This window comes from Streptomyces sp. MA5143a, from assembly GCF_900290235.1.
Classification (GTDB): domain Bacteria; phylum Actinomycetota; class Actinomycetes; order Streptomycetales; family Streptomycetaceae; genus Streptomyces.
In genome coordinates this window covers 108,648-130,056 of sequence record NZ_OLMK01000072.1, presented here as the reverse complement: position 1 = coordinate 130,056, position 21,409 = coordinate 108,648, and the positions used below count along the sequence as shown (strand labels likewise).

The 21,409-nt window shown below is 73.3% G+C and carries 19 protein-coding genes; 9 read left to right on the top strand and 10 right to left on the bottom strand.

The window, feature by feature from the left end; all coding sequences use genetic code 11:
- Positions 1 to 12 precede the first annotated feature (12 nt).
- The 3 genes from SMA5143A_RS29075 (at position 13) to SMA5143A_RS29065 (ending at position 5,874) form a co-directional block, all read left to right on the top strand.
- Positions 13 to 819, top strand: a complete 807-nt coding sequence (locus SMA5143A_RS29075; RefSeq protein ID WP_107465780.1) for an HlyD family efflux transporter periplasmic adaptor subunit — start codon at positions 13 to 15, stop codon at positions 817 to 819.
- 68 nt (positions 820 to 887) lie between these two features.
- On the top strand, positions 888 to 3,053 hold the full coding sequence (locus SMA5143A_RS29070; protein ID WP_107465779.1) for an NHLP family bacteriocin export ABC transporter peptidase/permease/ATPase subunit: 2,166 nt from the start codon (positions 888 to 890) through the stop codon (positions 3,051 to 3,053).
- Between the two features lies 1 nt (position 3,054).
- Positions 3,055 to 5,874 (top strand): NHLP bacteriocin export ABC transporter permease/ATPase subunit, encoded by a 2,820-nt coding sequence (locus SMA5143A_RS29065; protein WP_107465778.1) that lies wholly within the window; start codon positions 3,055 to 3,057, stop codon positions 5,872 to 5,874.
- A gap of 27 nt (positions 5,875 to 5,901) precedes the next feature.
- On the opposite strand, the gene SMA5143A_RS29060 is transcribed toward SMA5143A_RS29065, so the two are convergent.
- The 7 genes from SMA5143A_RS29060 to SMA5143A_RS29030 form a co-directional block, all read right to left on the bottom strand.
- Entirely contained in the window at positions 5,902 to 7,071 is a 1,170-nt protein-coding gene (locus SMA5143A_RS29060; protein WP_107465777.1) for an amidohydrolase, read from the bottom strand.
- A 268-nt stretch (positions 7,072 to 7,339) separates the two neighbouring features.
- Positions 7,340 to 7,645 carry a helix-turn-helix domain-containing protein gene (locus SMA5143A_RS29055; protein ID WP_258193790.1) on the bottom strand — a complete coding sequence of 102 codons (306 nt, stop codon included), beginning with the start codon at positions 7,643 to 7,645 and terminating at the stop codon, positions 7,340 to 7,342.
- Positions 7,645 to 8,142, bottom strand: coding sequence for a DUF2975 domain-containing protein (locus SMA5143A_RS29050; RefSeq protein WP_107465776.1), 498 nt, complete (start codon positions 8,140 to 8,142; stop codon positions 7,645 to 7,647). The genes SMA5143A_RS29055 and SMA5143A_RS29050 overlap by 1 nt, the downstream gene beginning before the upstream one ends.
- 91 nt (positions 8,143 to 8,233) lie before the next feature.
- Entirely contained in the window at positions 8,234 to 9,472 is a 1,239-nt protein-coding gene (locus SMA5143A_RS29045; protein ID WP_258193795.1) for an MDR family MFS transporter, read from the bottom strand.
- A gap of 71 nt (positions 9,473 to 9,543) precedes the next feature.
- Positions 9,544 to 11,313, bottom strand: a complete 1,770-nt coding sequence (locus SMA5143A_RS29040; RefSeq protein WP_107465804.1) for an ABC transporter permease subunit — start codon at positions 11,311 to 11,313, stop codon at positions 9,544 to 9,546.
- Positions 11,310 to 12,803 carry an ABC transporter substrate-binding protein gene (locus SMA5143A_RS29035; protein ID WP_107465774.1) on the bottom strand — a complete coding sequence of 498 codons (1,494 nt, stop codon included), beginning with the start codon at positions 12,801 to 12,803 and terminating at the stop codon, positions 11,310 to 11,312. Before SMA5143A_RS29035 ends, SMA5143A_RS29040 begins: the two co-directional genes overlap by 4 nt.
- Before the next feature lie 125 nt (positions 12,804 to 12,928).
- Positions 12,929 to 13,507 (bottom strand): GNAT family N-acetyltransferase, encoded by a 579-nt coding sequence (locus SMA5143A_RS29030; protein ID WP_107465773.1) that lies wholly within the window; start codon positions 13,505 to 13,507, stop codon positions 12,929 to 12,931.
- Between the two features lie 166 nt (positions 13,508 to 13,673).
- Here SMA5143A_RS29030 and SMA5143A_RS29025 point away from each other — a divergent pair, with 166 nt between their 5' ends.
- From SMA5143A_RS29025 to SMA5143A_RS29015, 3 genes are all read left to right on the top strand, one after another.
- Positions 13,674 to 14,696: a Ppx/GppA phosphatase family protein gene (locus tag SMA5143A_RS29025; RefSeq protein WP_107465772.1), complete on the top strand. Its 1,023-nt coding sequence runs from the start codon at positions 13,674 to 13,676 to the stop codon at positions 14,694 to 14,696.
- Positions 14,697 to 14,722: 26 nt separating this feature from the next.
- Entirely contained in the window at positions 14,723 to 14,932 is a 210-nt protein-coding gene (locus SMA5143A_RS29020; protein WP_107465771.1) for a hypothetical protein, read from the top strand.
- A gap of 263 nt (positions 14,933 to 15,195) precedes the next feature.
- Positions 15,196 to 15,387, top strand: a complete 192-nt coding sequence (locus tag SMA5143A_RS29015) for a hypothetical protein (protein WP_107465770.1) — start codon at positions 15,196 to 15,198, stop codon at positions 15,385 to 15,387.
- Between the two features lie 176 nt (positions 15,388 to 15,563).
- Here the strand turns inward: SMA5143A_RS29015 and SMA5143A_RS29010 are convergent, their stop codons facing one another.
- Entirely contained in the window at positions 15,564 to 15,998 is a 435-nt protein-coding gene (locus SMA5143A_RS29010; RefSeq protein ID WP_181362055.1) for a protease inhibitor, read from the bottom strand.
- A gap of 454 nt (positions 15,999 to 16,452) precedes the next feature.
- Between SMA5143A_RS29010 and SMA5143A_RS29005 the strand changes: the two genes are divergently transcribed.
- Entirely contained in the window at positions 16,453 to 17,622 is a 1,170-nt protein-coding gene (locus tag SMA5143A_RS29005) for a lactate 2-monooxygenase (protein WP_107465768.1), read from the top strand.
- 28 nt (positions 17,623 to 17,650) lie between these two features.
- On the opposite strand, the gene SMA5143A_RS29000 is transcribed toward SMA5143A_RS29005, so the two are convergent.
- Together SMA5143A_RS29000 and SMA5143A_RS28995 are read right to left on the bottom strand one after the other, a co-directional pair.
- A complete protein-coding gene (locus SMA5143A_RS29000; protein ID WP_107465767.1) occupies positions 17,651 to 19,081 on the bottom strand; it encodes a DUF2252 domain-containing protein in 1,431 nt (476 codons plus the stop codon).
- A gap of 37 nt (positions 19,082 to 19,118) precedes the next feature.
- Positions 19,119 to 19,445, bottom strand: a complete 327-nt coding sequence (locus SMA5143A_RS28995; protein ID WP_107465766.1) for a carboxymuconolactone decarboxylase family protein — start codon at positions 19,443 to 19,445, stop codon at positions 19,119 to 19,121.
- Positions 19,446 to 19,687: 242 nt separating this feature from the next.
- Here SMA5143A_RS28995 and SMA5143A_RS28990 point away from each other — a divergent pair, with 242 nt between their 5' ends.
- Complete coding sequence (locus tag SMA5143A_RS28990) at positions 19,688 to 20,053, top strand: amphi-Trp domain-containing protein (protein ID WP_107465765.1); 366 nt, start codon at positions 19,688 to 19,690, stop codon at positions 20,051 to 20,053.
- Between the two features lie 122 nt (positions 20,054 to 20,175).
- Positions 20,176 to 21,408 carry a serine hydrolase domain-containing protein gene (locus SMA5143A_RS28985; protein WP_107465803.1) on the top strand — a complete coding sequence of 411 codons (1,233 nt, stop codon included), beginning with the start codon at positions 20,176 to 20,178 and terminating at the stop codon, positions 21,406 to 21,408.
- The last annotated feature ends 1 nt before the right edge of the window (position 21,409 follow it).

Sequence of the window (21,409 nt, the reverse complement as noted above, 5' to 3'; positions counted from 1 at the left end):
GAGGGAAGTCCCGTGCAGTTCCGCCAACAGGCCCTCGCCAAGCTCCAGTCGCCGGAGGAACTCGACCTCCCCGTGCGTTTCGCCCGCCCGCAGGGCTGGCTCGTGCTGTCCGTGACGGTGGTGGCCATGGCCGCCGCGTCCGTGTGGGCCGTCACGGGTTCCGTCGCCTCCACGGTGGGCGCGCCCGCCGTCCTCACCCACGACCAGGGCAGTTACGTCCTGCAGAGCCCGGTCTCGGGCCAGGTCACCGCCGTCCTCGTGAAGCAGGGCGAGCGGCTCCCCGCCAGGGCCCCGGTCCTGAAGGTCGCCACCGCCGACGGCGAGAGTGTCGTGCGGTCCGTCGCCGCGGGCCGGATCTCCGCGCTCGCCGCCACCATGGGTCAGATCATCCGCACCGGCGCCGATGTCGCGGCCGTCGAGAAGGTCGCGGAACCCGACGACCCGCTGTACGCCACCGTGTACGTGCCCGCCGAGAACGCCGCCTCCATCCCGCGGAACGCGCCCGTGGACCTCACCGTCCAGTCGGCGCCCACCCAGCGCTACGGAGTGCTGCGCGGTCATGTGAAGTCCGTGGACCGCACCGCGCAGACCCCGCAGTCGATCGCCGCGTTCCTCGGGGACCGCCAGCTCGGTGAGCAGTTCACCAGGAAGGGCCGGCCGGTGGCCGTCACCGTGCGGCTGGACCGGGAGGCGTCGACCGCGTCGGGCTACCGGTGGTCGTCACAGGACGGGCCGCCGTTCGAGCTGACCTCCATGACCATGGCCACGGCTTCCGTCCGCATGGCCGACGAGCGTCCGATCGATTGGCTGCTCCCGTGACCTCATCCCCCGACACCGCGCCACCGCCGACGCACGGCAGGCGCAAGGCGGCGCCGAGGAAACGCCCGGTGCCCAAGGGCGTCCGCAAGGGCGTGCGCACCCCGACCGTGCTCCAGATGGAGGCCGTGGAGTGCGGAGCCGCCTCCCTCGCCATGGTCCTCGGCCACTACGGGCGGCACATCCCGCTGGAGGAACTGCGCATCGCCTGCGGTGTCTCCCGCGACGGCTCCCGCGCCAGCAATCTGCTGAAGGCGGCCCGCGGTTACGGTCTGACCGCCAAGGGCATGCAGATGGACGTGGCCGCCCTCGCCGAGGTACGGGCCCCGGCCATCCTGTTCTGGGAGTTCAACCACTACGTCGTCTACGACGGGATGGGGCGCCGCTTCGGCCGACGCGGCGTCCACATCAACGACCCCGGCAAGGGCCGCCGTTTCGTGGCGATGGAGGACTTCGACTCCAGCTTCACGGGAGTCGTCCTCGTCATGGAACCCGGCGACGACTTCGAGCGGGGCGGCCGCAGGCCAGGGGTGCTGGGCGCGATGCCCGCCCGGATGCGCGGCACGTCCGGCACCCTGCCGGCCGCCGTCCTCGCGAGTCTGCTGCTGGTGGCGGTCGGCGCGGCGGTGCCCGCGCTCAGCCGCACCTACATCGACATGTTCCTGATCGGCGGCCAGACCTCGCTGCTGGGCGTGCTGTTCACGTCCATGGGCGCGTGCGTACTGCTGACGGTGCTGCTGACCTGGCTCCAGCAGGCGAACCTGCTGCGCGGCCGACTGATCTCGTCGACGCTCGGCAGCGCCCGCTTCCTGCGTCATCTCCTGCGCCTGCCCGTCACGTTCTTCGCGCAGCGCAGCCCCGCCGACCTCGTCCAGCGGCTCCAGTCCAACGACGCGGTCGCCGAGACCCTGGCCCGCGACCTCGCGGCGGCCTGCGTGGACGCGATCGTGGTGGTCCTCTACGCCGTGCTCCTCTACACCTACGACCCGCAGCTCACCTTCGTCGGCATCGCGGTCGCCCTGCTGAACGTGGTGGCGATGCGGGTGGTGATCCGGCTGCGCGCCACCCGCACGGCGAAGCTGCGCGCCGACAACGCCCGGCTCACGAACACCGCGTACACCGGTCTACAGCTGATCGAGACGATGAAGGCGACGGGCGGCGAGGACGGCTACTTCCGCAAGTGGGCCGGACAGCACGCGACCACACTGGAGGAGCAGCAGCGCCTCGGCGTGCCGAGTGCCTGGCTGGGGGTGGTCGCCCCGACCCTCGCCACCCTCAACAGCGCGCTGATCCTGTGGATCGGCGGGATGCGCGCGGTCGAGGGCCATATCTCGGTGGGGCTGCTGGTGGCCTTCCAGGCGCTGGTCACGCGGTTCACCGCGCCGATCACCCGCCTCAACGGTGTCGCGGGCCGGATCCAGGACTTCGCGGCCGACGTGGCCCGCCTGAAGGACGTGGAGAACTTCCAGGCCGACCCGCTGTACGCCCGCCCCGACACCGCCGAGTCGACCCGCCGGCTGCACGGCCACGTCGAGCTGGAGAACATCACCTTCGGCTACAGCCCCCTCGACAAGCCGCTGCTCACGGGCTTCGACCTCACGGTCGGACCCGGCCGGCAGGTGGCGCTGGTCGGCGGCTCCGGCAGCGGCAAGTCGACGGTGTCGCGACTGATCTCGGGCCTGTACGCGCCGTGGGAGGGCGTGATCCGGATCGACGGCCGGCGTCTGGAGGACATCCCGCGGGGCGCGCTCGCCGCGTCCGTCTCCTTCGTCGACCAGGAGGTGTTCCTGTTCGAGGGCACCGTCCGCGACAACGTGGCCCTGTGGGATCCGTCGATCCCGGACGAGGCCGTGGTGGAGGCGCTGCGGGACGCGGCCCTGTACGACGTGGTGGCCCGCCGCCCCGGCGGCATCCACAGCCGGGTCGAGCAGGACGGGCGGAACTTCTCCGGCGGTCAGCGGCAACGTCTGGAGATCGCGCGGGCGTTGGTCCGCCGGCCCAGCATCCTCGTCCTCGACGAGGTGACCAGCGCGCTCGACGCGGAGACGGAGCTGGTCGTCATGGACAACCTGCGCAAGCGCGGCTGCGCCTGCGTGGTGATCGCCCACCGGCTCAGCACGGTCCGCGACAGTGACGAGATCGTCGTCCTGGAGCACGGCACGATCGTCGAGCGCGGCCGGCACGAGGAACTGGTGGCGCGGGGCGGCGCGTACGCCCGGCTGGTCAGGGAGCGGTGAGATGACTGCCGTCCACGAGGGGGACCTCGTTCTCGGGGCGCTGGGCGCCATGGGCACGCCGTTGGACTGCGCGGGCCTCACCCGTCTCGACCTCGAAGGCCCCCAGGTGCTGTGGCTGGTGGCCTCCGGCGCGCTGGACCTGTTCGCGGTCGACGCCGTGGAGCAGGGCCACTGGCACCATCTCGGCCGGCTGGAGGCGGGCTCCCTGCTGCTCGGCCCGGTCGCGGGGCCCCAGCACACTTTGGTGGCCCGCCCGCTGAGGGACTGTGTGGTGCGCCGTGTCGGGCTGCGGGAGCTGTACCAGCCGGTGAACACCGAGACCTGGTCGTACGACGAGTGGGGCAACCCCCGACTGGTGCCCCCGCAGAGCAGCCCGCTGGAGTACGCGCTCGCCCTGGGCGTCGGCCGCGGTCTGTCCGTCCTCTTCCAGGCGCCGATGGCCACCGAGCAGGCCGCGGCCCCCACCGACGACGACGTGTTCTGGATGCGGGTCCCGCCGGGCAGCGTCCAGTACGGTTCGCTGTACGGGGCGGAGGCGGCGGCCGATCTGCTGATGGACCCGGGGGTCTGGCAGAGCATGGTCGACCAGCAGTACCGGCTGCTGGCCACCCTGGACCGCTGGATCGAGCAGCTGGAACGCACCCACGAGGACCGTACGGCCGCCGGTATCAAGGCCGGTGAGGCGGTCCGCGTCCAGGCCGACCGCACGCTGCTCGCCTCCATCGGCCGGTCCTCGGCGGCCCGGCGGACGACGGCCGCGGACGCCGACGCCACGTACGCGGCCTGCCGGCTCGTCGCCCGCGCGGCCGGGATCGTCCTCGCGGAGCCCGCGCAGAGCGGCACGGAGAGCGACCGGCTCGATCCGGTCGAGCGGATCGCGCTGGCCTCCCGGGTCCGGGTCCGTGCCGTACGGCTGGACGGGCACTGGTGGCGGGACGACGTGGGTCCGCTGGTCGGTCACCGGGCGCTGTCCGGTGCGCCGGTGGCCCTGCTGTGGCGGCGCGGCGGCTATGTGGCAGTGCACCCCTCCTCGGGCCGGGAGACACCGGTCGAGAAGGCGAACGCGGCGGAGTTCGAGCCGCGGGCGGTGATGTTCTACCGTCCGCTGCCCGAACGGGTGCTGACGCCGCTGCGGTTGATGCGGTTCAGCCTCCACGGCACCGGCGGCGACATGACGGGGCTGCTGCTGAGCGGTCTGGTGACGGTCGTGCTGGGCTCGCTGGTGCCGATCGCGACGGGCCGGATCCTCGGCGAGTACGTGCCGAAGGCGCAGGAGAACCTGATCGCGCAGGCGTGTCTCGCGGTGATGCTGGCGAGTGTGGTGTCGGCGGCGTTCCTGCTGTTGCAGAACCTGACGATCCTCAGGCTGGAGGGCCGGATCGAGGCGACGCTCCAACCGGCGGTGTGGGACCGGCTGCTGAGGCTGCCGACGAAGTTCTTCGCGTCCCGTTCGACGGGTGAGCTGGCGAGCGCCGCCATGGGCATCAGCGCGATCCGCCGCACGCTCGCCGGGGTGGGCCCGGTGGTCGCGCAGTCGGTGACGGTCGGTGCCGTGAACCTGGCGCTGCTGCTCTGGTACAGCGTGCCGATGGCGCTGGCCGCGATCGGCATGCTGGTGGTGGTGACCGCGGTGTTCCTCGGCCTCGGTCTGTGGCAGGTGCGCTGGCAGCGGCGGCTGGTGGTCCTGGGCAACAAGCTGAACAACCAGGCGTTCCAGACGCTGCGGGGTCTGCCGAAGCTGCGGGTGGCGGCCGCGGAGAACTACGCGTACGCGGCGTGGGCGGGCGAGTTCGCCCGCAGCCGGGAGCTCCAGCAGAAGGTCGGCGGGATCAAGAACCTCAACACCGTGCTGGGGGCGGTGTATCTGCCGCTGTGCACGCTGCTGATGTTCATGCTGCTGGCGGGTCCGGCGCGCGGCTCGATGTCGGCGGCGGAGTTCCTCACCTTCAACACCTCGGTGACCATGCTGCTCACCTCGGTCACCCAGCTGACCGGCGCGTTCGTGTCGGCGGTGGCCGTGCTGCCGCTGTTCGAGGAGATCAAGCCGGTGCTGGAGGCGGCCCCGGAGGTGCGGACGGCCAGCACGCGCCCCGGTGTGCTCTCCGGCGCGATCGAGGCCCGCCGGCTGTCCTTCCGGTACGCGGACGACGCGCCGTTGGTGCTGGACGACGTGTCCTTCGCGATCGAGCCCGGCGAGTTCGTCGCGGTCGTGGGCCCGAGCGGCTGCGGCAAGTCGACCCTGCTGCGGCTGCTCATCGGCTTCGACCGGCCGGTGTCGGGCGGTGTCCTGTACGACGGGCAGGATCTGACCGCCCTCGACCGGTCCGCGGTGCGCCGGCAGTGCGGTGTGGTGCTCCAGCACGCCCAGCCGTTCACGGGTTCGATCCTGGACGTCATCTGCGGCACGGAGCCGTACACGCCGGAGGAGGCGATGGCGGCGGCGGAGTTGGCGGGGCTCGCGGAGGACATCCGGCGCATGCCGATGGGCCTGCACACCATCGTCCAGGGCAACGGGGCGGTCTCCGGCGGCCAGCGCCAGCGGCTGATGATCGCCCAGGCGCTCATCCGGCGCCCCCGCATCCTCTTCTTCGACGAGGCGACGAGCGCCCTCGACAACGAGACCCAGCGCACGGTCATGGAGAGCACCCGCGCCCTCAACGCCACACGGATCGTGATCGCGCACCGGCTGTCCACGGTGATGGACGCGGACCGGGTGGTCGTGATGGAGGACGGCAAGGTCGTCGAGGTGGGCCCGCCGGCGACCCTGCTGGCGGACACCGGGGGACGCCTGCACGAGCTGGTACGACGCCAGATGGCGTGACGCCCGCTCCGCCGGCCGCGTGGCGCCTCACCGGTACGGGCGCCACGCCTGTTCCCGCAGGGTGGGGTCGCGCAGCACGTCGACGGCTGTGCACGCCAGCGCCTCGGTGGCCGCCCGGAGCACCCGGCGGGCCCGTTCGGAGACGCCGGCCTCGGCGAACTCGGGCGTGTGGTCGGACCCGTCCTCGTCCATGATCGCGACGAACGGGTGGAGGGCGGGGACGCGGGCGCTGACGTTGCCGATGTCGGAGGAGCCGAGGTACACGCCGTCGGCGGGCGGGCCCAGGCGGATGCCGGCGTGGTCGAGGTGGGCGGAGAAGCGGTCGGAGAGCGGCCCGCTGTCGCGGAAGTGCTCGTACCGGACGCCGGCCCGCTCGACGGTGACGGTCGTGCCGGTGGCCAGGGCCACGCCCTCGGCGCTGGTCGCGAGCTGTCCGGCGAGGTCGTCGAGGGCGCCGGTGGTGGCGGCACGCAGCCCGAAGCGGCCTTCCGCGAGGGCGGGCACGATGTTCGTGGCCTCACCGCCGTGGGTGACGATGCCCTGGATGTGGGAGGCCCTCGGCAGTCGGCGGCCGAGCGCGGCCAGGACGTTGAAGAGTTCCACGAGGGCGGCGAGGGCGTCGACGCCCTCGGTGGGGTTGCCCGTGGGATGGGCGGCCCGCCCGTGGAAGGCGACGCGGTACTGCTCCTGCGCCGTCAGCGGGGCCCGGGTCCAGTCGTACACCCCCGGATGGAACATCAGCGCGGCGTCGATGTCGTCGAAGACGCCCGCCTCCACCTCCAGGGCCTTGCCTCCGCCGCCCTCCTCGGCCGGGGTGCCCACCGCCAGCACGGAGCCGGCGCCGTCGGCGAGGGCGGTGCGGGCGGCGAGCGCGGCGCCGAGGCCGGCGGCGGCGATCAGATGGTGGCCGCAGGCGTGGCCGAGCCCGGGCAGGGCGTCGTACTCCAGCAGCAGCGCCACCGCGGGCCGCTCGGTGCCCGAGCGCGCCACGAAGGCCGTCGGCATGCCCGCCACCCCCTCCTGGACCGCGAAGCCGGCCCGCCGCAGCTCGCCGGTGAGCAGCGCCGCCGCCCGCCGCTCGTCGAAGGCGTACTCCGGGTCGGCGTGCAGGGTGGCGGCCACCTTCCAGCACGCGTCGGCCCCTTCGGCGACCGCGGCGCGCACGCGCCGGTGCAGGGCGTCGGAGTCGTGGATCACGGGGGCCTCCCGGTGCTCGGCGGACCTGGCGTCGTCGCCCTCCGGGTTCCACCGGACCCCGGGCCGACACCGCCCGCGACGTACGCGGCGAAGGCGACGGCGAGGTCCACCCACAGCACCGCCGCCCGGCTCCGCCGTCGCGCCGGCCCCGCGGCGGCCCGGTCTCTCGGGGAACGTCCGGAACCCGTCACACCGCCCTCGCACCTCGTCCCCCAGAGGGGCGGGTCACCGACTGAGGCGCTCCCCGACCCGGCCCGTCCGGGGCGCGTCAGCCGGCGGTGCCCGCCTCGACCGCGTCCACCTCGACCGCCCCCGGCCGGACCTCCCCCGGCTGGACCGCCTCGGCCTCGGTGTCGCCGTCCTCCGGCGGGCCGGGCTCCCAGCGGAGCAGGTCTCCGGGCTGGCACTCCAGCACCTCGCAGAGGGCCTCCAGCGTGGTGAACCGCACCGCCCTGGCCCGGCCGTTCTTCAGGACGGCCAGGTTGGCGGGGGTGATCCCGACGCGTTCGGCGAGTTCGCCCACGGACATCTTCCGCCTGGCCAGCATCACGTCGATGTCGACGGCGATCGGCATCAGATCACCTCGGCCAGCTCGGCCCGCATCCGCGCCGCCTCGATGTCACGGGCGACGGCCTTGGCGAGGAGCAGCCGCAGGACGAGCACGATGAGCGCGACGCCGAGGACCGCCAGGGAGACACCACCCAGCAACAGCACGACGCCCGGCGCGACCGCCTCGCCCGGCGCCAGCACCACACCGAGGGCGAACACCAGGGCGGAGGCCGCCACCATCGCGCCGATGACGCCGTGCACGTAGCGGAAGGCCGCGTGGGAGAAGACCGTGTCGCGCCGGACCATCGTCACCAGCCGCCACACACAGACCAGGACCGCCTGGACGGTCACCACGCCCAGGACCACGATCACCAGCACCGGAGCGCGCACCTGCGCCATGTCCGGGTCGAGATCGTCCAGGTCGGCGGCCAGCAAGGGCACCATCACCCCCTGCACCAGCACCGAACCCGCCAACAGCACCGCGATCACCACACGGAGCGCGAGCGTCGTCAGCTTTCCCATCACCCCTCCTTCTCTCGATGAGCGATGGAAATCTATCGATATTCGATACGCGAGGCAACAGCAGGGCCCTCACGGGCCCAAAGAGGGACCGTCATTGCTGCCCGGCCGCGCGCGAGCGGCGGGGCAGCAGCAGGATCGAGGCGACCGGGACGGCCGCCAGCACCGCCCAGGGGACGGCCGGGGGCAGCCCGGTGTCCATGAGGGACCCGGTGCCCGCGCTGCCGAGCAGGACGATCAGCCCGGAGACGGAGGACATGGCCCCCGTGTACAGCCCGAGGCGGCCCTCGACGGCGAGGTCCGGCACCCAGGCCCGGGCGGCCGGGGCCACGAGCATCTGCCCGAGCGTCAGCAGCACCACGAACCCGGCGGCGGGCAGCAGCCCCGCGCTGCCCGTCCATCCGGCGGGCCGGGCGAGGGCCACCACCCCGAACCCGGCCGCGATCAACAGCAGCCCCGCCGCCATCGACCGCCGCAGATCCAGCCGGTCCCCCGCCCAGCGGGTCACCGGCAGCTGCGCGGTCACCACCAGCAGCGAGGACAAGCCGAACAGCCAGGCGAGCGCTGCCTGCGACCCGGTGGCCCGCTCCACCTCGTCGGGCAGCAGGAGGTACAGCTGGTTGTAGGCCAGCAGATAGGCCCCGTAGGCGCCGCACAGGGCCAGGAACCGACGGTTGCGCAGCAGCCCGCCGAGGCCGCCCCGCACCTCGACCCGCTCCCGGCCGGGTATGTGCTGCGGCAGCAGCCGGGCGTGGCCGGCGAGGACGAGGACGAAGACACCGGCGCCCCCGAGGCACACCACGCGGTAGTCGACGGCGAGCAGCAGAGCGCCGATGAGCGGCCCGACGAACGCCCCGGCCTGCCCCGCGACCGTGAACAGCGCGAGCACCCGCGTACGGGACCCGCCGCCGCCCGACTCCTCCCAGACCACGGCCTGCCGGGCGACCTCGGACTCGACGGCGGGCGAGAACAGCGCCGCGGCGAAACCGATCAGCAGCACGGCACAGATGACCGACCAGGCCGCCTCGGCGTAGCCGAGCCATACGAACCCCGCGATCCGGAGCACACAGCCCACGAGGACGACGGGGCGTACGCCGTACCGGTCGGCGAGCGCCCCGCCCACCACGAACAGGCCCTGCTGGCTGAACGTCCGCAGCCCGAGCACGAACCCGACCATCCAGCCGGCCATGCCGATCGCCGTGCCGAGGTGCTCGGCGAGGAACGGCAGGACGGCGTAGAAGCCGACGTTGAAGGCCAGTTGGGTGAGGATCAGCAGCCGCAGCAGGGGGTTGAGCCGCCCCCAGGTGCGGCGCCGCGAGGGCTCGGCGGACATCGTGACGGGCGCCTCGCCCGCGTCGGCCACCCGGTCCGGGGCGGTTCCGATCGGCTGTCGCTGAGGTTCGGTCATGGGGTCTCTCCTACGGGGGTGGCGACGGCGGGCTCGGGCCGCCGTGCGGCCTCGGTGCGCGGACGGGGCAGCCGTACTCCGCCCGCGGCCGTGACGGCGAGCGCGCCCAGCAGGGCGAGGGCGGCGGTGGGCGCGAGGACGGCCCAGGGGGCGCGTTCGGCGTACGGCTGGTTCTCGGCGAGGAGGAGGCCCCATTCGGGGTCGGGCGGCTGGGCGCCGAGGCCGAGGAAGCCGAGGGAGGTCAGGGCGAGGGCGACGCCGGGCAGCCGCAGCAGGGCGTGGCGGGTGACGGGCGGCAGGAGCGCGGGGAGGATCTCACCGCGGAGGAGTTGTCCGCCGGTCGCGCCGAGGCCCTTGGTGGCGGTGATGTGGGTGGTGGCCCATTCCTGTTCGAGCAGGGCGGTGGTGTGGGCGGCGAGCGGCACCCAGGCGACGGCGGCCACGGCGAGCGCCGGGGTGGCCGCCCCGTTCCCGGCGACACCGGCGACGAGCAGGCCGGCGAGGACCGCCGGTATCGCGTTGACGGTGTCGACGAGCGGCCCGGACAGACGGGGCAGCAGTCCGAGCAGGACACCGGTCACCAGTGCGGCGGCGCTGATCGCGACCGCCAGGCAGAGGGTGGTGAACGCGCCGTGTCCGATCCGGGCGAGGAGGTCCCGGCCGAGCGCGTCGGTGCCCAACGGGTGTGCCCAGGACGGGGGTCGGAGCCGGGCTCCGGTGTCGAGGGCGAGCGGGTCGCGGGTCAGTCCGAGGGCGACGGTGCCGAGGAGGACGGCGCCGAGCACGAGAGGGGTGACGCGTGGCTCGGCGGGCTTCGGGCGGTGCGGGGAGGTCAGTGCGCCGTCGCGCAGGGCGGGGCCGATGAGGAGGCGGGCCGCGAGCCGGGCGCAGGCTCCGGCGACGGCGGCCAGCAGGACGAGGGCGAGGGTGCCGGCCTGGAGGACGGGGAGGTCCTGGGCGACGGCGGCCTGGAGGGTGGTGCGGCCGAGGCCGGGTATGTCGAAGATCTGCTCGACGGCGACGGCGCCGCCGGTGAGGCCGACCACGAACAGGCCCACGTTCGGCAGGAGTCCGGGCACGCAACGGCGTACGGCGCGGCGGGCCACGGTCCGTCCGGGTGTGCCGCGCGCGGCGGCGGCGAGCGCCCAGGGTTCGGCGAAGGCGCCCGGCAGCAGGTCGTCGAGCATCCGGCCGAGCAGCGCCCCGGTGGGCAGACCGAGGGCGAGGGCGGGCAGCACCGTCCACCGCGGCCCGTACCAGCCGAGCGCGGGGAGCCAGCCGAGGTGGACCCCGACCACGACCGCGAGCACCGATCCGGTGAGGAACTCGGGCAGCGCGGCCAGCATCGCCGCCCCGCCGCCCGCGCCCCCGCGGTCGTCGAGGCGTCGACCCGCGCCCCGCAGCAGGGTGCGGGCGCACACCGCGCCGGCCGTGAGCAGCGCGACCACGAGCGCGGCGGCCATCAGCAACAGGGAGACGCCGAGCGCCTGGAGGACGGCGGGGGCGACCTCGCCGCCGGAGATCCACGACCGTCCCGCGTCACCGCGCGCCAGCCCCCCGAACCACTCCCCCAGCAGCTTCGCCGGGCCCGCGTCGAGGCCCAGTTGATCGCGCACGGCGGCCAGGGCGTCCGGGGTCGGGTCGCGGTCCGCGGAGCGCGCCTTGAGGACGGTGAGCGCAGGGTCGGTGCGCGACAGCCACGGCAGCAGTCCGATACCGCACAGCAGGGCGGCGGCGAGCAGGACGCGCCACAGGGTCCTTATCAGCGCCGGGTCCCCGTTCCGATGAGGGCCCGCTCGTACGGGTCGAGGAGCACACCGCGTACGGAGGTGCCGACGCCGGTGATGATCCGCTGGTGGACGAGCGGCACCGTGGCGTCGGTGGCGAGGACCGCGGCCTCGGCCTTCAGCGCCGCCCGCTGCCGCTCGGCGGTGTCGGACTTCTTCTGGGCGTCCGCGACGGCACGGTCGACCTTCGTGTCGCACAGCAGCGCGAGGTTGTAGCCGCCGTCGCAGGTGAAGTCGCTCGCCAGGATGGAGACGGGGTCGCCGGTGTCGAGCAGGGAGTTGCGGGCGCCGACGAACGCGTCGAACTTCCCGGCGAGGGCGTCGCTCTCCAGCCGCGAGTACTCGCGCACCTCCAGTTTCACCTCGAACCCGGCCTTCTTGAGCTGCTGTTGGAGCACCTGGGCGACCTCGGGCAGTTCGGGCCGGTTGTCGTAGGTGGCGACGGTGATCGAGGTGCCCGCGGGGTCGGCCGCCTCCGCTCGTCCGGCGGGTTCGGGGCGCCGGCCGGCGGCCCAGGTAACGGCCGGGCCGAAGACGCCGACGCCGGGGTCGGCGTGTCCTTCGTAGACGTCCTTGGCGAGGACGGAGCCGTCGACGGCCTCGCGGGCGGCGGCGCGCAGCTCCGGGTCCTTGAAGGCGCCCTTGCGGGTGTTGAGCAGGAGGCTGGTGGTGCGGGTGGTGGCCGTCTCGTGGCGGGTGCCCCGGGTGAGGGTGGACGCCTGTGACACCGGGACGGCCTCGGCCACGTCGACCTGGCGTGTGCGCAGGGCGTTGGCTCGGGCGGTGCCGTCGGCGATGAACCGGGCGTCGATGCCGGGCGCCTGGGCCCGGCCGCCCCAGTAGTCGTCGTAGCGGTCCAGGGTGGCGGCGGTGGTGCCGGTGACCGCGGTCAGCTCGAACGGGCCGGTGGCCGCGCCGACGGGGTTCACGCGCTTCCCGGCGTAGGCCTTGGCGGAGAGGATCGCGAGGCCGGGGCCGGCCAGGCGCAGCGGCAGGGCCGGGTCGGGATCCTCGGTGGTGACGCGGACCTGCCGGTCTCCGCTCTTCTTCGCGGTGAGCGTGACACCGGAGAGCGCCGGGGTGACGGGCCGGGCCTCGGTGGCGTGGGTGAGGGCGTCGGCGACCGCGGCGGGAGTGACGTCGGTGCCGTCCTGGAAGGTGGCCTCGCGCAGGGTGAACAGCCAGTTCCGGTCGTTCTCCCGCGTCCATGACTGGGCGAGGGCGGGGGCCGCCGCTCCGTTGGCGTCCAGAGCGGTCAGCCCCTCGGTGACACCGAGCCGGCTGAGGAGGGTCGCGTCGGCGCCGTACGGGGAGAAGTTCTCGGCGGGCGGGAACGCCAGGGCGACCCGCAACCGGGAGCCGTCGGCGGAGCCGCCCCCGGAGGAGTCACCTCCGGAGGCGAAGCAGCCGGTCAGAGCGGGGGCGAGCAGCAGTCCGGCGACGACGCGACGGCGGCGGGGGGAGCGCATGGTCCTTGGTTCTCCGGGGGCGGGGACGACCGATGGGGAGGCGGGGAGGGCCGGTTGGGGAGGCGGGAAGGGCCGGTTGGGGGCGGGGAGGGCCGATTCGGGGCTGGGTTGCGCGGAACCTCGTGTCATCCGACGGGTGAGGTGACCGTGCCGGTCGCCGGGGCGGGGGCGGGGCGCGCCGGCAGCGGGATCTCGAAGTGCACGACCCGCTCGCCGGTCTCCACGCGCTCGTCGCACACCACGTCGCCCTGGGAGCGCCAGAAGTCCTCGGCGCCGGGCACGGCGGGGTCGGTGTGCAGATAGACGGAGCGGTAGCCGCCGTCGACCGCCGCGAAGTGCAGCAGTGCTTCGACCAGTCGGCGGGCGAGGCCGCGCCGCCGGTGCTCGGGGCGCACATAGACGCGGCGCAGCTGGGCGGTCCGGCCGGACGGGTACCGCTCGGCCAGGGCGCGCGGGTTGGGCGGATGCGCGGGGCCGCGGGAGTCCAGCGCGCCGGTGGCGACGACCGCTCCGTCCCGCCGGTCGACCGCCACCAGGAGGGTGTGCCGGGGCGGCAGGACGTACGCGTCGCGCAGATTGATGATGTCGCCGTGCCAGCGCGGGACGTAGCCCGTGCCGAAGTCCCGGTAGACGGTGTCGAGCATCACCGCGCGCGCACGGTCGAGGTCGTCGGGGCCCGCGGGCCTGATGTCGTAGTCCAGCACCTGCACATCATATGCAATAAGGCTGATGATCTTGTTCGGGGGCGGGTCGGTATGGCCATGGCCGGGGTGGTGAGCGGGAGCGCCCGGTCGGCCGGTACACGACTGTTCGCCCCTGGCCGCCGTCCGCGGCACGCGTGTCGCGGCGGCTCGCGGGTACTCCGGGGTCATGCGGATGAGCGTGGTGGATGTGGGATCGAACACCGTACGGCTCGTGGTGGCGGACACCGAGGGCGGCGTGCCGCTGCCGGTGCACACCGCCAAGTGGCGGCTGCGGCTGTCGGAGCAGGTGCCTCCCGGAGGGGACGTCCCCGACGAAGCCGTACGCCAGTTGTCGGAGGCGGCCGCGGCCGCGGCGCGGACGGCGGAACGCTGGGGCGCCTCGGCCCCGTTGGCGTTCGCGACGGCCGTGGTGCGTTCCGCGCCGAACTGCCGGGCCGTGCTGCGCGCCGTGCGCGAGGAGACCGGCGTACGCCTGTGCACCCTCCCCGGCGAGGTGGAGGCGGAGCTCACCTTCCTCGGGGCGCGGCGATGGATGGGCTGGCGGTCGGGGCCGCTCGCGCTGCTCGACATCGGGGGCGGCTCCCTGGAGGTGGCGTTCGGGCGGGGGCGACTGCCGGACTTCGTGGCGTCGCTGCCGCTGGGCGCGGGCCGGCTGACCCATGAGTTCTTCGGCGGGCAGGACATCCCGTCGCCCGACAGCGTCAAGGCGCTGCGCCGCAAGGTCCGTCACCAACTGCGGGACGTCGCCGCGCGGATCCGATGGGAGGGGCCGCGCACCGCGGTGGCCACCTCCCGCACGTTCCAGCAGTTGGCGAGACTCTGCGGCGCCTCACCCGGCCGGCACGGCCCGTTCGTGGAGCGGGAGTTGCACCGGTCGGACCTGGCGCGCGCCATCGACCGCCTCGCCGCGCTCCCCGCGGCCGAGCGGTCCACGCTCCCGGGGATCTCCGTGCCGCGCGCGGCGCAGAGCCTGGCCGGAGCGGTGGTGGGGCACACGACCATGAAGCTGACCGACCTCAGGTCGGTGACCGTCTGCCCGTGGGCGATCCGCGAGGGCGTGTTCCTCCGGCACATCGAGGACGGCCCGGCCTGGTGGGCGGAGGTCACCCAGGACGACGCGGGGCCCGCCGCCCCGCTGCCGAGTCAGGCCGGCCCGGTCGCCCTGCGGATCGCGACACCGGCCGGCTGACACCACAGGAAAGGAGAAGGAACCTCATGACCCGTCACCAGAAGCGTGCGACCGGCGACCGGCCCGAGACGGCCCTGGAGGAGGTCCTGCACGAGGCCGAGGAGGCGGAGACCCGCGTCACCGACTCCGCCCGGCAGCGCCGCCGCCGGGGCGAGGCCGGTGAGGCGATCACACCGAACGAACGGGCACAGGAGGAGTCTCGGCACGACGGCGACCACGGCCGAGACCGCGCATGAGACCGTGACCCACACCGGCGAGGCCGGTGAACGGCGAGCGTGGGGCCGGGCGGCGGACCGCCCGGCCCCACGTGTGCGCGGACCACGGGAGAACGGCCCTGGCGCAGGAGAACGGCCCTCGCGCCAACGGCGAAGCCAGGCTCAGCGGTTCGGCGGTCGGCCGGGACATCGGATGGAAACATGGAGGGGCCTGGGGGCAGGTGTACACCGTGCCGACCGCACCGGTACGCAATCCGAGCCACACAGAAGTGGAGACGCGCGAAGTGAAGTTCCTTCTCGAGGTCGACCTGGACGGTACGGGCTGGGACGAGGGCACCGCCGTCCAGGAGCTGGAGCGCATCCTCCGGTACTGGGGCGGCAACCTCCGCCACTGCGAGATGGCACCGGGCGACGGACAGGCCCTGTACGACTCCGGACACCGGGAGGTGGGCCGCTGGACCGTCACCTCCGAGTGACCGGTCGCTCCCTCGACCCCCGGAAACAAGATGCCGGGGGTCGGCCGGCAGCCCCACTCCGCCTGGCCGACCCCCGGATGGGATCGCGTGGCACACCACGACAGGGCACGCACTCCCCAGTTACGGGCCCTCGCTCATCACTCGCGGAACCACACGACCCCGGTCTCTGAGCCCCTCTAGAAGGAGAACAGGGCCGTCGTCGCGGAGTTCTTCACGCAGTCGTTGGAGAAGACACGCTCGTACGCGACGCGCTTGCCCTCCCAGACGCCCTGGACGGTGACGATCACGGGGTCGTACTGCTTGGTGCAGAACGCTCCGGTCGTGCCGTTGAGGGCGTCGAGGTTCCCGTCGCTCGCCCGGAGTTCGGCGCACGCCTTGACGGCGGCCGGGTGGGTTCCGGAGGGGCGCGGCGCGCAGGTCAGGGTGACCGCGCGCTCAGGGGTGGCGACCGCGGCGTCCTCACCGTGCCCCGTGGTCAGGACCATGGCTGAGGGCGCGTACAGCCCGGACGTGCCGGGCTGCGGGGCGGCCAGCGCAGAGCCCGCGAAGGGGCCGCAGACGGCGGTGGCCGTCAGGGTGAGAGTCGCTGCCCATCGCGCGGTGTTCGGCATTGTGTGCATCCTTCCGCTCTTGGATTGCCGGCGGTTTCGTCTCACCTGTCACGTGGACGAAGCCCGCCCGATCGGTGCCGGTTCGGCGAGCGCCACTCTGCCGGGTCCACAGCCGGAACACACATCGACCCCATGGATTTCAGTAACTTTGAGTGTTGAAGTAGTGGCGTGAAGTCACGGAATTCGAACATGCAAACCCCGATTCTGAGCGGTTCTTGATCGTCGGTTGATCACAGATGGCTGGATCTCCACGGCTCGGCAATCGGCCTGAAACATTCCGCTTGCCGCCGTGACGAACCCCGGATCGACCCCCGTGAGACCCCCGTGGGACCTCCGTGGGACCCCCGTGAGACCCCCGTGGACCCCCGTGGGACCTCAGGTGGTGGACGGCGGCGGACCGACTCGTCAGGATCGTCGGCGGGCGTGCTCGACGACGAGGGGCGGGACGGCGCGGATGGCGAAGCACTGGGCGGATTTCCAGTACGAGATCTATCTGAACGGGATGACGGGGGCCGTGCCGCGGCTGCCCACCGACCTCACCCGGCTGGAGGAACTCGCCGAGCACCGTCTCGGGTCCGGCCCCGTCGGCTACGTCGCGGGCAGCGCGGGCGACGGCAGCACCGCCCGTGCCAACCGCGCCGCGCTGGACCGCCACCGGATCGTGCCCCGGCTGCTGCGGGACGTACGGGAACGGGACCTCACCGTCGAGGTCCTGGGCCGCACCCTGCCCGCACCCCTGGCCCTCGCCCCGGTCGGCGTGCTGTCGATCGTGCACCCCGACGCGGAGTCCGCCGCCGCCCGGGCCGCCGCCGCGCAGGGCGTGCCGTACGTCCTGTCCTCGGCGTCCAGCACACCCATGGAGGAGATCGCGGAGGTGATGGGCGACGCGGAGCGCTGGTTCCAGCTGTACTGGGCGAAGGACCGCGAGGTCACCCGGAGCTTCCTCACGCGGGCCAGGGCCACCGGGTTCTCGGTGCTGGTCGTCACCCTGGACACACCGATGCTCGGCTGGCGGCCCCGGGACCTGGAGCGGGCCTATCTGCCGTTCCTGCACGGCGTCGGCACCGCCAACTACTTCTCCGACCCGGCGTTCCGGGCGGGGCTCGCCAAGCCTGTGCACGAGGATCCCGACGCGGCCGTCCTGCACTTCGTGGGCATGTTCGGGGATCCGGGGAAGACCTGGCCCGACCTCGCGTTCCTGCGGGAGCACTGGGACGGGCCGATCGTCCTCAAGGGCGTTCTGCATCCCGACGACGCCCGGCTCGCCGCCGACGCCGGGATGGACGGTGTGGTCGTGTCCAACCACGGCGGCCGTCAGGTGGCCGGCTGCGTCGGCGCCGCGGACGCGCTGCCGGGGGTGGCCGCGGCGGTCGGGGACCGGCTGACCGTCCTCTTCGACAGCGGTGTCCGCACCGGCGACGACATCTTCAAGGCACTGGCGCTGGGCGCCCGGGCCGTCCTCGTCGGCCGTCCGTACGTATACGGTCTCGCCCTCGACGGCCGGACCGGCGTGGAGCACGTCGTCCGTTCCCTGCTGGCCGAGTTCGACCTCACCCTGGCGCTCTCGGGGCACCGGACGCCCGCGACGGTCGACGGGGGCTGCCTGGCCGCCGCCCCGGCGTGACGACGGGGCGGCCGGGCCACGGCCGGGATCAGGCGGCCTGTAGTTCCCGCGCGGGGAGGCGGCCCGCGCGTACCGCCCGCGTCAGGGCCTCGTGGTCGCGCTCGTTCTGGTCGGCGTAGGACTCCGCGAAGGTGGCGAGGGCACGGTCGAACGACTCGCCGCCGCCCAGGTACGCGGCGATGGCGATCCGGTCGCCGGACCGGGCGTGCGCACGCGCCAGGGTGAACCCGCACAGCGCGCCGAACGCCCGCATGTCCTTCGGCCGCATCCGCTCCGGCATGGCGATGCCCTTCCAGTCCCGCAGTTGACGGACGTAGAAGTCGCGCTGCTTGCCGTCGAACCCGTCCACCCTTTCCCAGCCGAGGAAGATGTCGCTGGTGGCCTGCATCAGCCGCTGACCCGAGACGACCCGCTCGCCCTGGTTCGCGTACTTGCTCGCGCCGACGTACGGGGCGAGGACGGACGTGTCGGCCTCCTTGGCCTGGAGGAAGAGGGGGTCCCGGCCGTCCCGGCCGAGCAGCAGGAAGATCCAGCACCGGGTGCCCACGCTGCCGACGCCGACAACCTTGCGGGCGACGTCGGCGAGCCGGTAGTCCGCGAGGAGCGAGCGCCGGTCGGACGGCAGGGTCCTGGCGTATCGCTCCAGCAGACCCCTGAACTGGCGTTCGAGACCGACGCGCTCGACAGCCGGCAGCAGATCGGAGACCGGGATGAGCAGCGGGGGGTCCGCCGCGATCCTGGGCCGGCCGTCGACCGTCTCGGTGAGCTTGTCGAACACCTGAAGACTGTCGCGCGTACGGGCCTTGGCCAGGGCCTGGCTCAGATTCCGTTGGCTGCGCTTGCCCAGCCGACCCGCGGCGAGGGTTTCGAGGACGTCCGCGCCGATCTTCGCGTACCAGACGTCGAGGTTGCCCGCCTCCGCGAAGCGGATCATCGACTCGCGGTACTGACGGACGGTGTCCCGCACGATACGGGCGCGCTGGGCGTCGTCGAACCCGTTGGCCCGGCCCGCGATGACGAGACTGGCCGAGAGCCGCTTGACGTCCCACTCCCAGGGGCCCGGCAGGGTCTCGTCGAAGTCGTTGATGTCGAACATCAGCTGTCGCTCCGGCGAGGCAAGCAGCCGGAAGTTCAGCAGGTGCGCGTCCCCGCACAGTTGCGCCGTGAGACCCGAACTCGGGCTGCCGGCCAGGTCGGAGGCCATGATCGCGGCGGCGCCCCGGTAGAAGCGGAACGGCGACTCCATCATCCGGCCGTAGCGGATCGGGACGAGCTCGGGCACCCGTGCCGCGGACTGCGTCTCCAGGATCGACAGCGGATCCGGCCGGTGGGGGGACGGCTTGTACACGGCGTGGCCCGACCGCGGCGAGCGGCGGCGCGCCGCCTTGCCGAGGGCCGCGCGTTCCTCGGGCGTGGCGTGGGGTGCCGCGCGCATCGCCGTGGTCGCGTTCTGGGACATCGAGCCCCTCCTGCCTGTGGTCTGCGGCCCGTACGGGTCAGCCCCGGGGCTCGATCCCGGCGTCGGCGACGGCTATGGCGATGCCGAGGGCGGTGGAGATGTTCCCGGCCGCCGTCATGACGCGGGCGGTGCCCACGATGGGCGCGATGGCGACCAGCACGTCCTGGAGCTGCTCGGCGGTCAGGCCGGTCCTGAGGGCGGGGTCGATGTGCGCGACATAGGAGATGGGCGGGGCGTCCGACGCGGCGAGGGCGGCGATCCGCGTGAGGATCAGCATGTCCGGCGGCAGCCCGCACCGCTCCAGCGAGTCGACCGTCATGGCGGCGATGGTGTCCAGGACCGGGGTTTCAGATGCAGTGGACATGTTGAATGGCCTCCAGGTGAGGTGTGAGCCGGGGGGAGACATGGGCGCAGGGGCTCGGGTTCGGCGAGCTCGGGGCCTCCCTCAACCGTAGAGCGGGTCCGGGCCGCGCGCACGGGAAGGGCTGGTGAGCCCCCTGGTGCGGGGATTTCGGAGGGGGCATGCGGATGTCTCGGATGTCCGATTCAACCCGTGGCAGCAGAATGGTCACTGTCCACCCGTTGGGTGAGGAATGGGAGACCTCCATGAAGGACCTCAAGTTCGAGCAGAAGCGCTCGCTGTCACGCCGTGAGGCGGCCGACCGACTCACGGCGCTGGCCGAGGCCCTGCGGGAGGGCGGCGAGGCCGACATCGAACTCACCCCCGGAACGCTCAGCCTGCGGATCCCCGACGACCTCCGCAGCGAGATCGAGGTCGAGATCGGCGACGGCGAGGTGGAGCTGGAGATCGAGTTCAAGTGGCGGACGGCGGGCAGCCGCACGGCGTCGACCGAAACGGCGGAGCCGGCCCCGGACAAGCCGACGACCCGCAGGAGCACAGCCGACAAGTCCGCCCGAGGCGGCCCGAGCAAGCCCGGAACGACGAAGCGGTCCCCCGCGAAGGTCTCCTGAGCCGGGCGAACGGGCGGTGTCAGGCAGGTCGTCCGGGTGCGGGGCGAGTCAGGGTGTGATCGGGGTTGTCTCCGGGGCGGACCCCGATGCCCGGGGGTGTGACCCTCCGGCAGTGTGAGGGCATGACCTCGATGCGTATGTCACGCAGGGCTTTCGGGGGCGTCGGCCTGTGGGGGACGGCCGCGCTGGCCTCCGTCTCGGTGCTGCCCGCGCCCCGCGCCCATGCCTCGTCCGCGCTGCCCGCGCCCCGCACCCATGCCTCGTCCGCGCTGCTCCCGCCGCTGGATCCGATCGCGTTGCAGGCCGCGATCGACGATCTGGAGCACCCCGCGTCGACCGCGGCCCAGTTACGGGTCGGCGGCACGGACGGCCGTTGGTACGGCACCTCGGGGGTGGCCGACCACCGCACGCGACGGCCGGTGACGGCGCACGACAAGGTCCGGATCGGCAGCATCACCAAGGTGTTCGTCGCCACCGTGGTGCTGCAGTTGGCGGCGGAGGGCCGGGTCGACCTGGACGCGCCGGTGGGGCGCGTCCTGCCGGGGCTGCTGCCGCGCCGCTTCGCGGCCGTCACCGTGGCGCACCTGCTGAACCACACCAGTGGACTGCCCGACCATGTCGGCATCCCGGAGCCCAGGACCCCGGAGGAGGTGTTCCAGCACCGCTTCGACCACTGGACGCCGCCCGAGTGGGTGGCGACGGCGACGCACGGGCCGCTGAAGTTCGCCCCGGGCACCCGGCAGGAGTACCGCGGCATCAACTACGTACTGGCCGCCCTCATCATCGACGAGGTGACCGGCCGCCCCTACGGGGAGGCCGTCGAGGCACGCGTCCTGCGACCGCTGGATCTGACGCGCACCGTCGTACCGGGCGACGACCCGCGCGTCCACGGCCGGCACGTGCACGGTTATCTGCGCACGACCGACGGCACCCTGCGGGACGTCACCACCTACGATCAGTCGTCCAGCCGCGGCGAGGGCGACATGATCTCCACCACGAGGGACCTCGACCGGATGCTCGCCGCGCTGTTCCGCGGCGAACTGCTCCCCCCTGAGCTGCTGCGGCTGATGTTCACGCTTCCGCCGGACGACGTGCGCATGCCGGACGGTTCCCCGGCCCGCTACAGCACCGGGCTGCAGCAGGCCACCGTCAACGGCGTCACGTTCTGGGGCAAGACCGGCGAGACGTACGGCTACAAGAACGCCGCGTTCTCCACCCGCGACCAGCGGCGCCGCTTCGTGCTCGCGTACCACCCGACGACCCCCCGCGACGGCGGGGAGAGCCGGATGATCGCCCGCGTCGCCGACCTGCTCACCCGCGGCACCGGCGCCGCGGACGCGGCGCCCCGGCCATGAC

Coding starts and splice junctions, on each gene's coding strand:
- SMA5143A_RS29065 (WP_107465778.1), top strand. CDS start 3,055: ATGACTGCCGTCCACGAGGGGGACCTCGTTCTCGGGGCGCTGGGCGCC.
- SMA5143A_RS29055 (WP_258193790.1), bottom strand. CDS start 7,645: ATGCCGATCGCCGTCGACATCGACGTGATGCTGGCCAGGCGGAAGATG.
- SMA5143A_RS29050 (WP_107465776.1), bottom strand. CDS start 8,142: ATGGGAAAGCTGACGACGCTCGCGCTCCGTGTGGTGATCGCGGTGCTG.
- SMA5143A_RS29045 (WP_258193795.1), bottom strand. CDS start 9,472: ATGTCCGCCGAGCCCTCGCGGCGCCGCACCTGGGGGCGGCTCAACCCC.
- SMA5143A_RS29035 (WP_107465774.1), bottom strand. CDS start 12,803: ATGCGCTCCCCCCGCCGCCGTCGCGTCGTCGCCGGACTGCTGCTCGCC.
- SMA5143A_RS29025 (WP_107465772.1), top strand. CDS start 13,674: ATGCGGATGAGCGTGGTGGATGTGGGATCGAACACCGTACGGCTCGTG.
- SMA5143A_RS29020 (WP_107465771.1), top strand. CDS start 14,723: ATGACCCGTCACCAGAAGCGTGCGACCGGCGACCGGCCCGAGACGGCC.
- SMA5143A_RS29010 (WP_181362055.1), bottom strand. CDS start 15,998: ATGCCGAACACCGCGCGATGGGCAGCGACTCTCACCCTGACGGCCACC.
- SMA5143A_RS29005 (WP_107465768.1), top strand. CDS start 16,453: ATGGCGAAGCACTGGGCGGATTTCCAGTACGAGATCTATCTGAACGGG.
- SMA5143A_RS29000 (WP_107465767.1), bottom strand. CDS start 19,081: ATGTCCCAGAACGCGACCACGGCGATGCGCGCGGCACCCCACGCCACG.
- SMA5143A_RS28995 (WP_107465766.1), bottom strand. CDS start 19,445: ATGTCCACTGCATCTGAAACCCCGGTCCTGGACACCATCGCCGCCATG.
- SMA5143A_RS28990 (WP_107465765.1), top strand. CDS start 19,688: ATGAAGGACCTCAAGTTCGAGCAGAAGCGCTCGCTGTCACGCCGTGAG.
- SMA5143A_RS28985 (WP_107465803.1), top strand. CDS start 20,176: ATGACCTCGATGCGTATGTCACGCAGGGCTTTCGGGGGCGTCGGCCTG.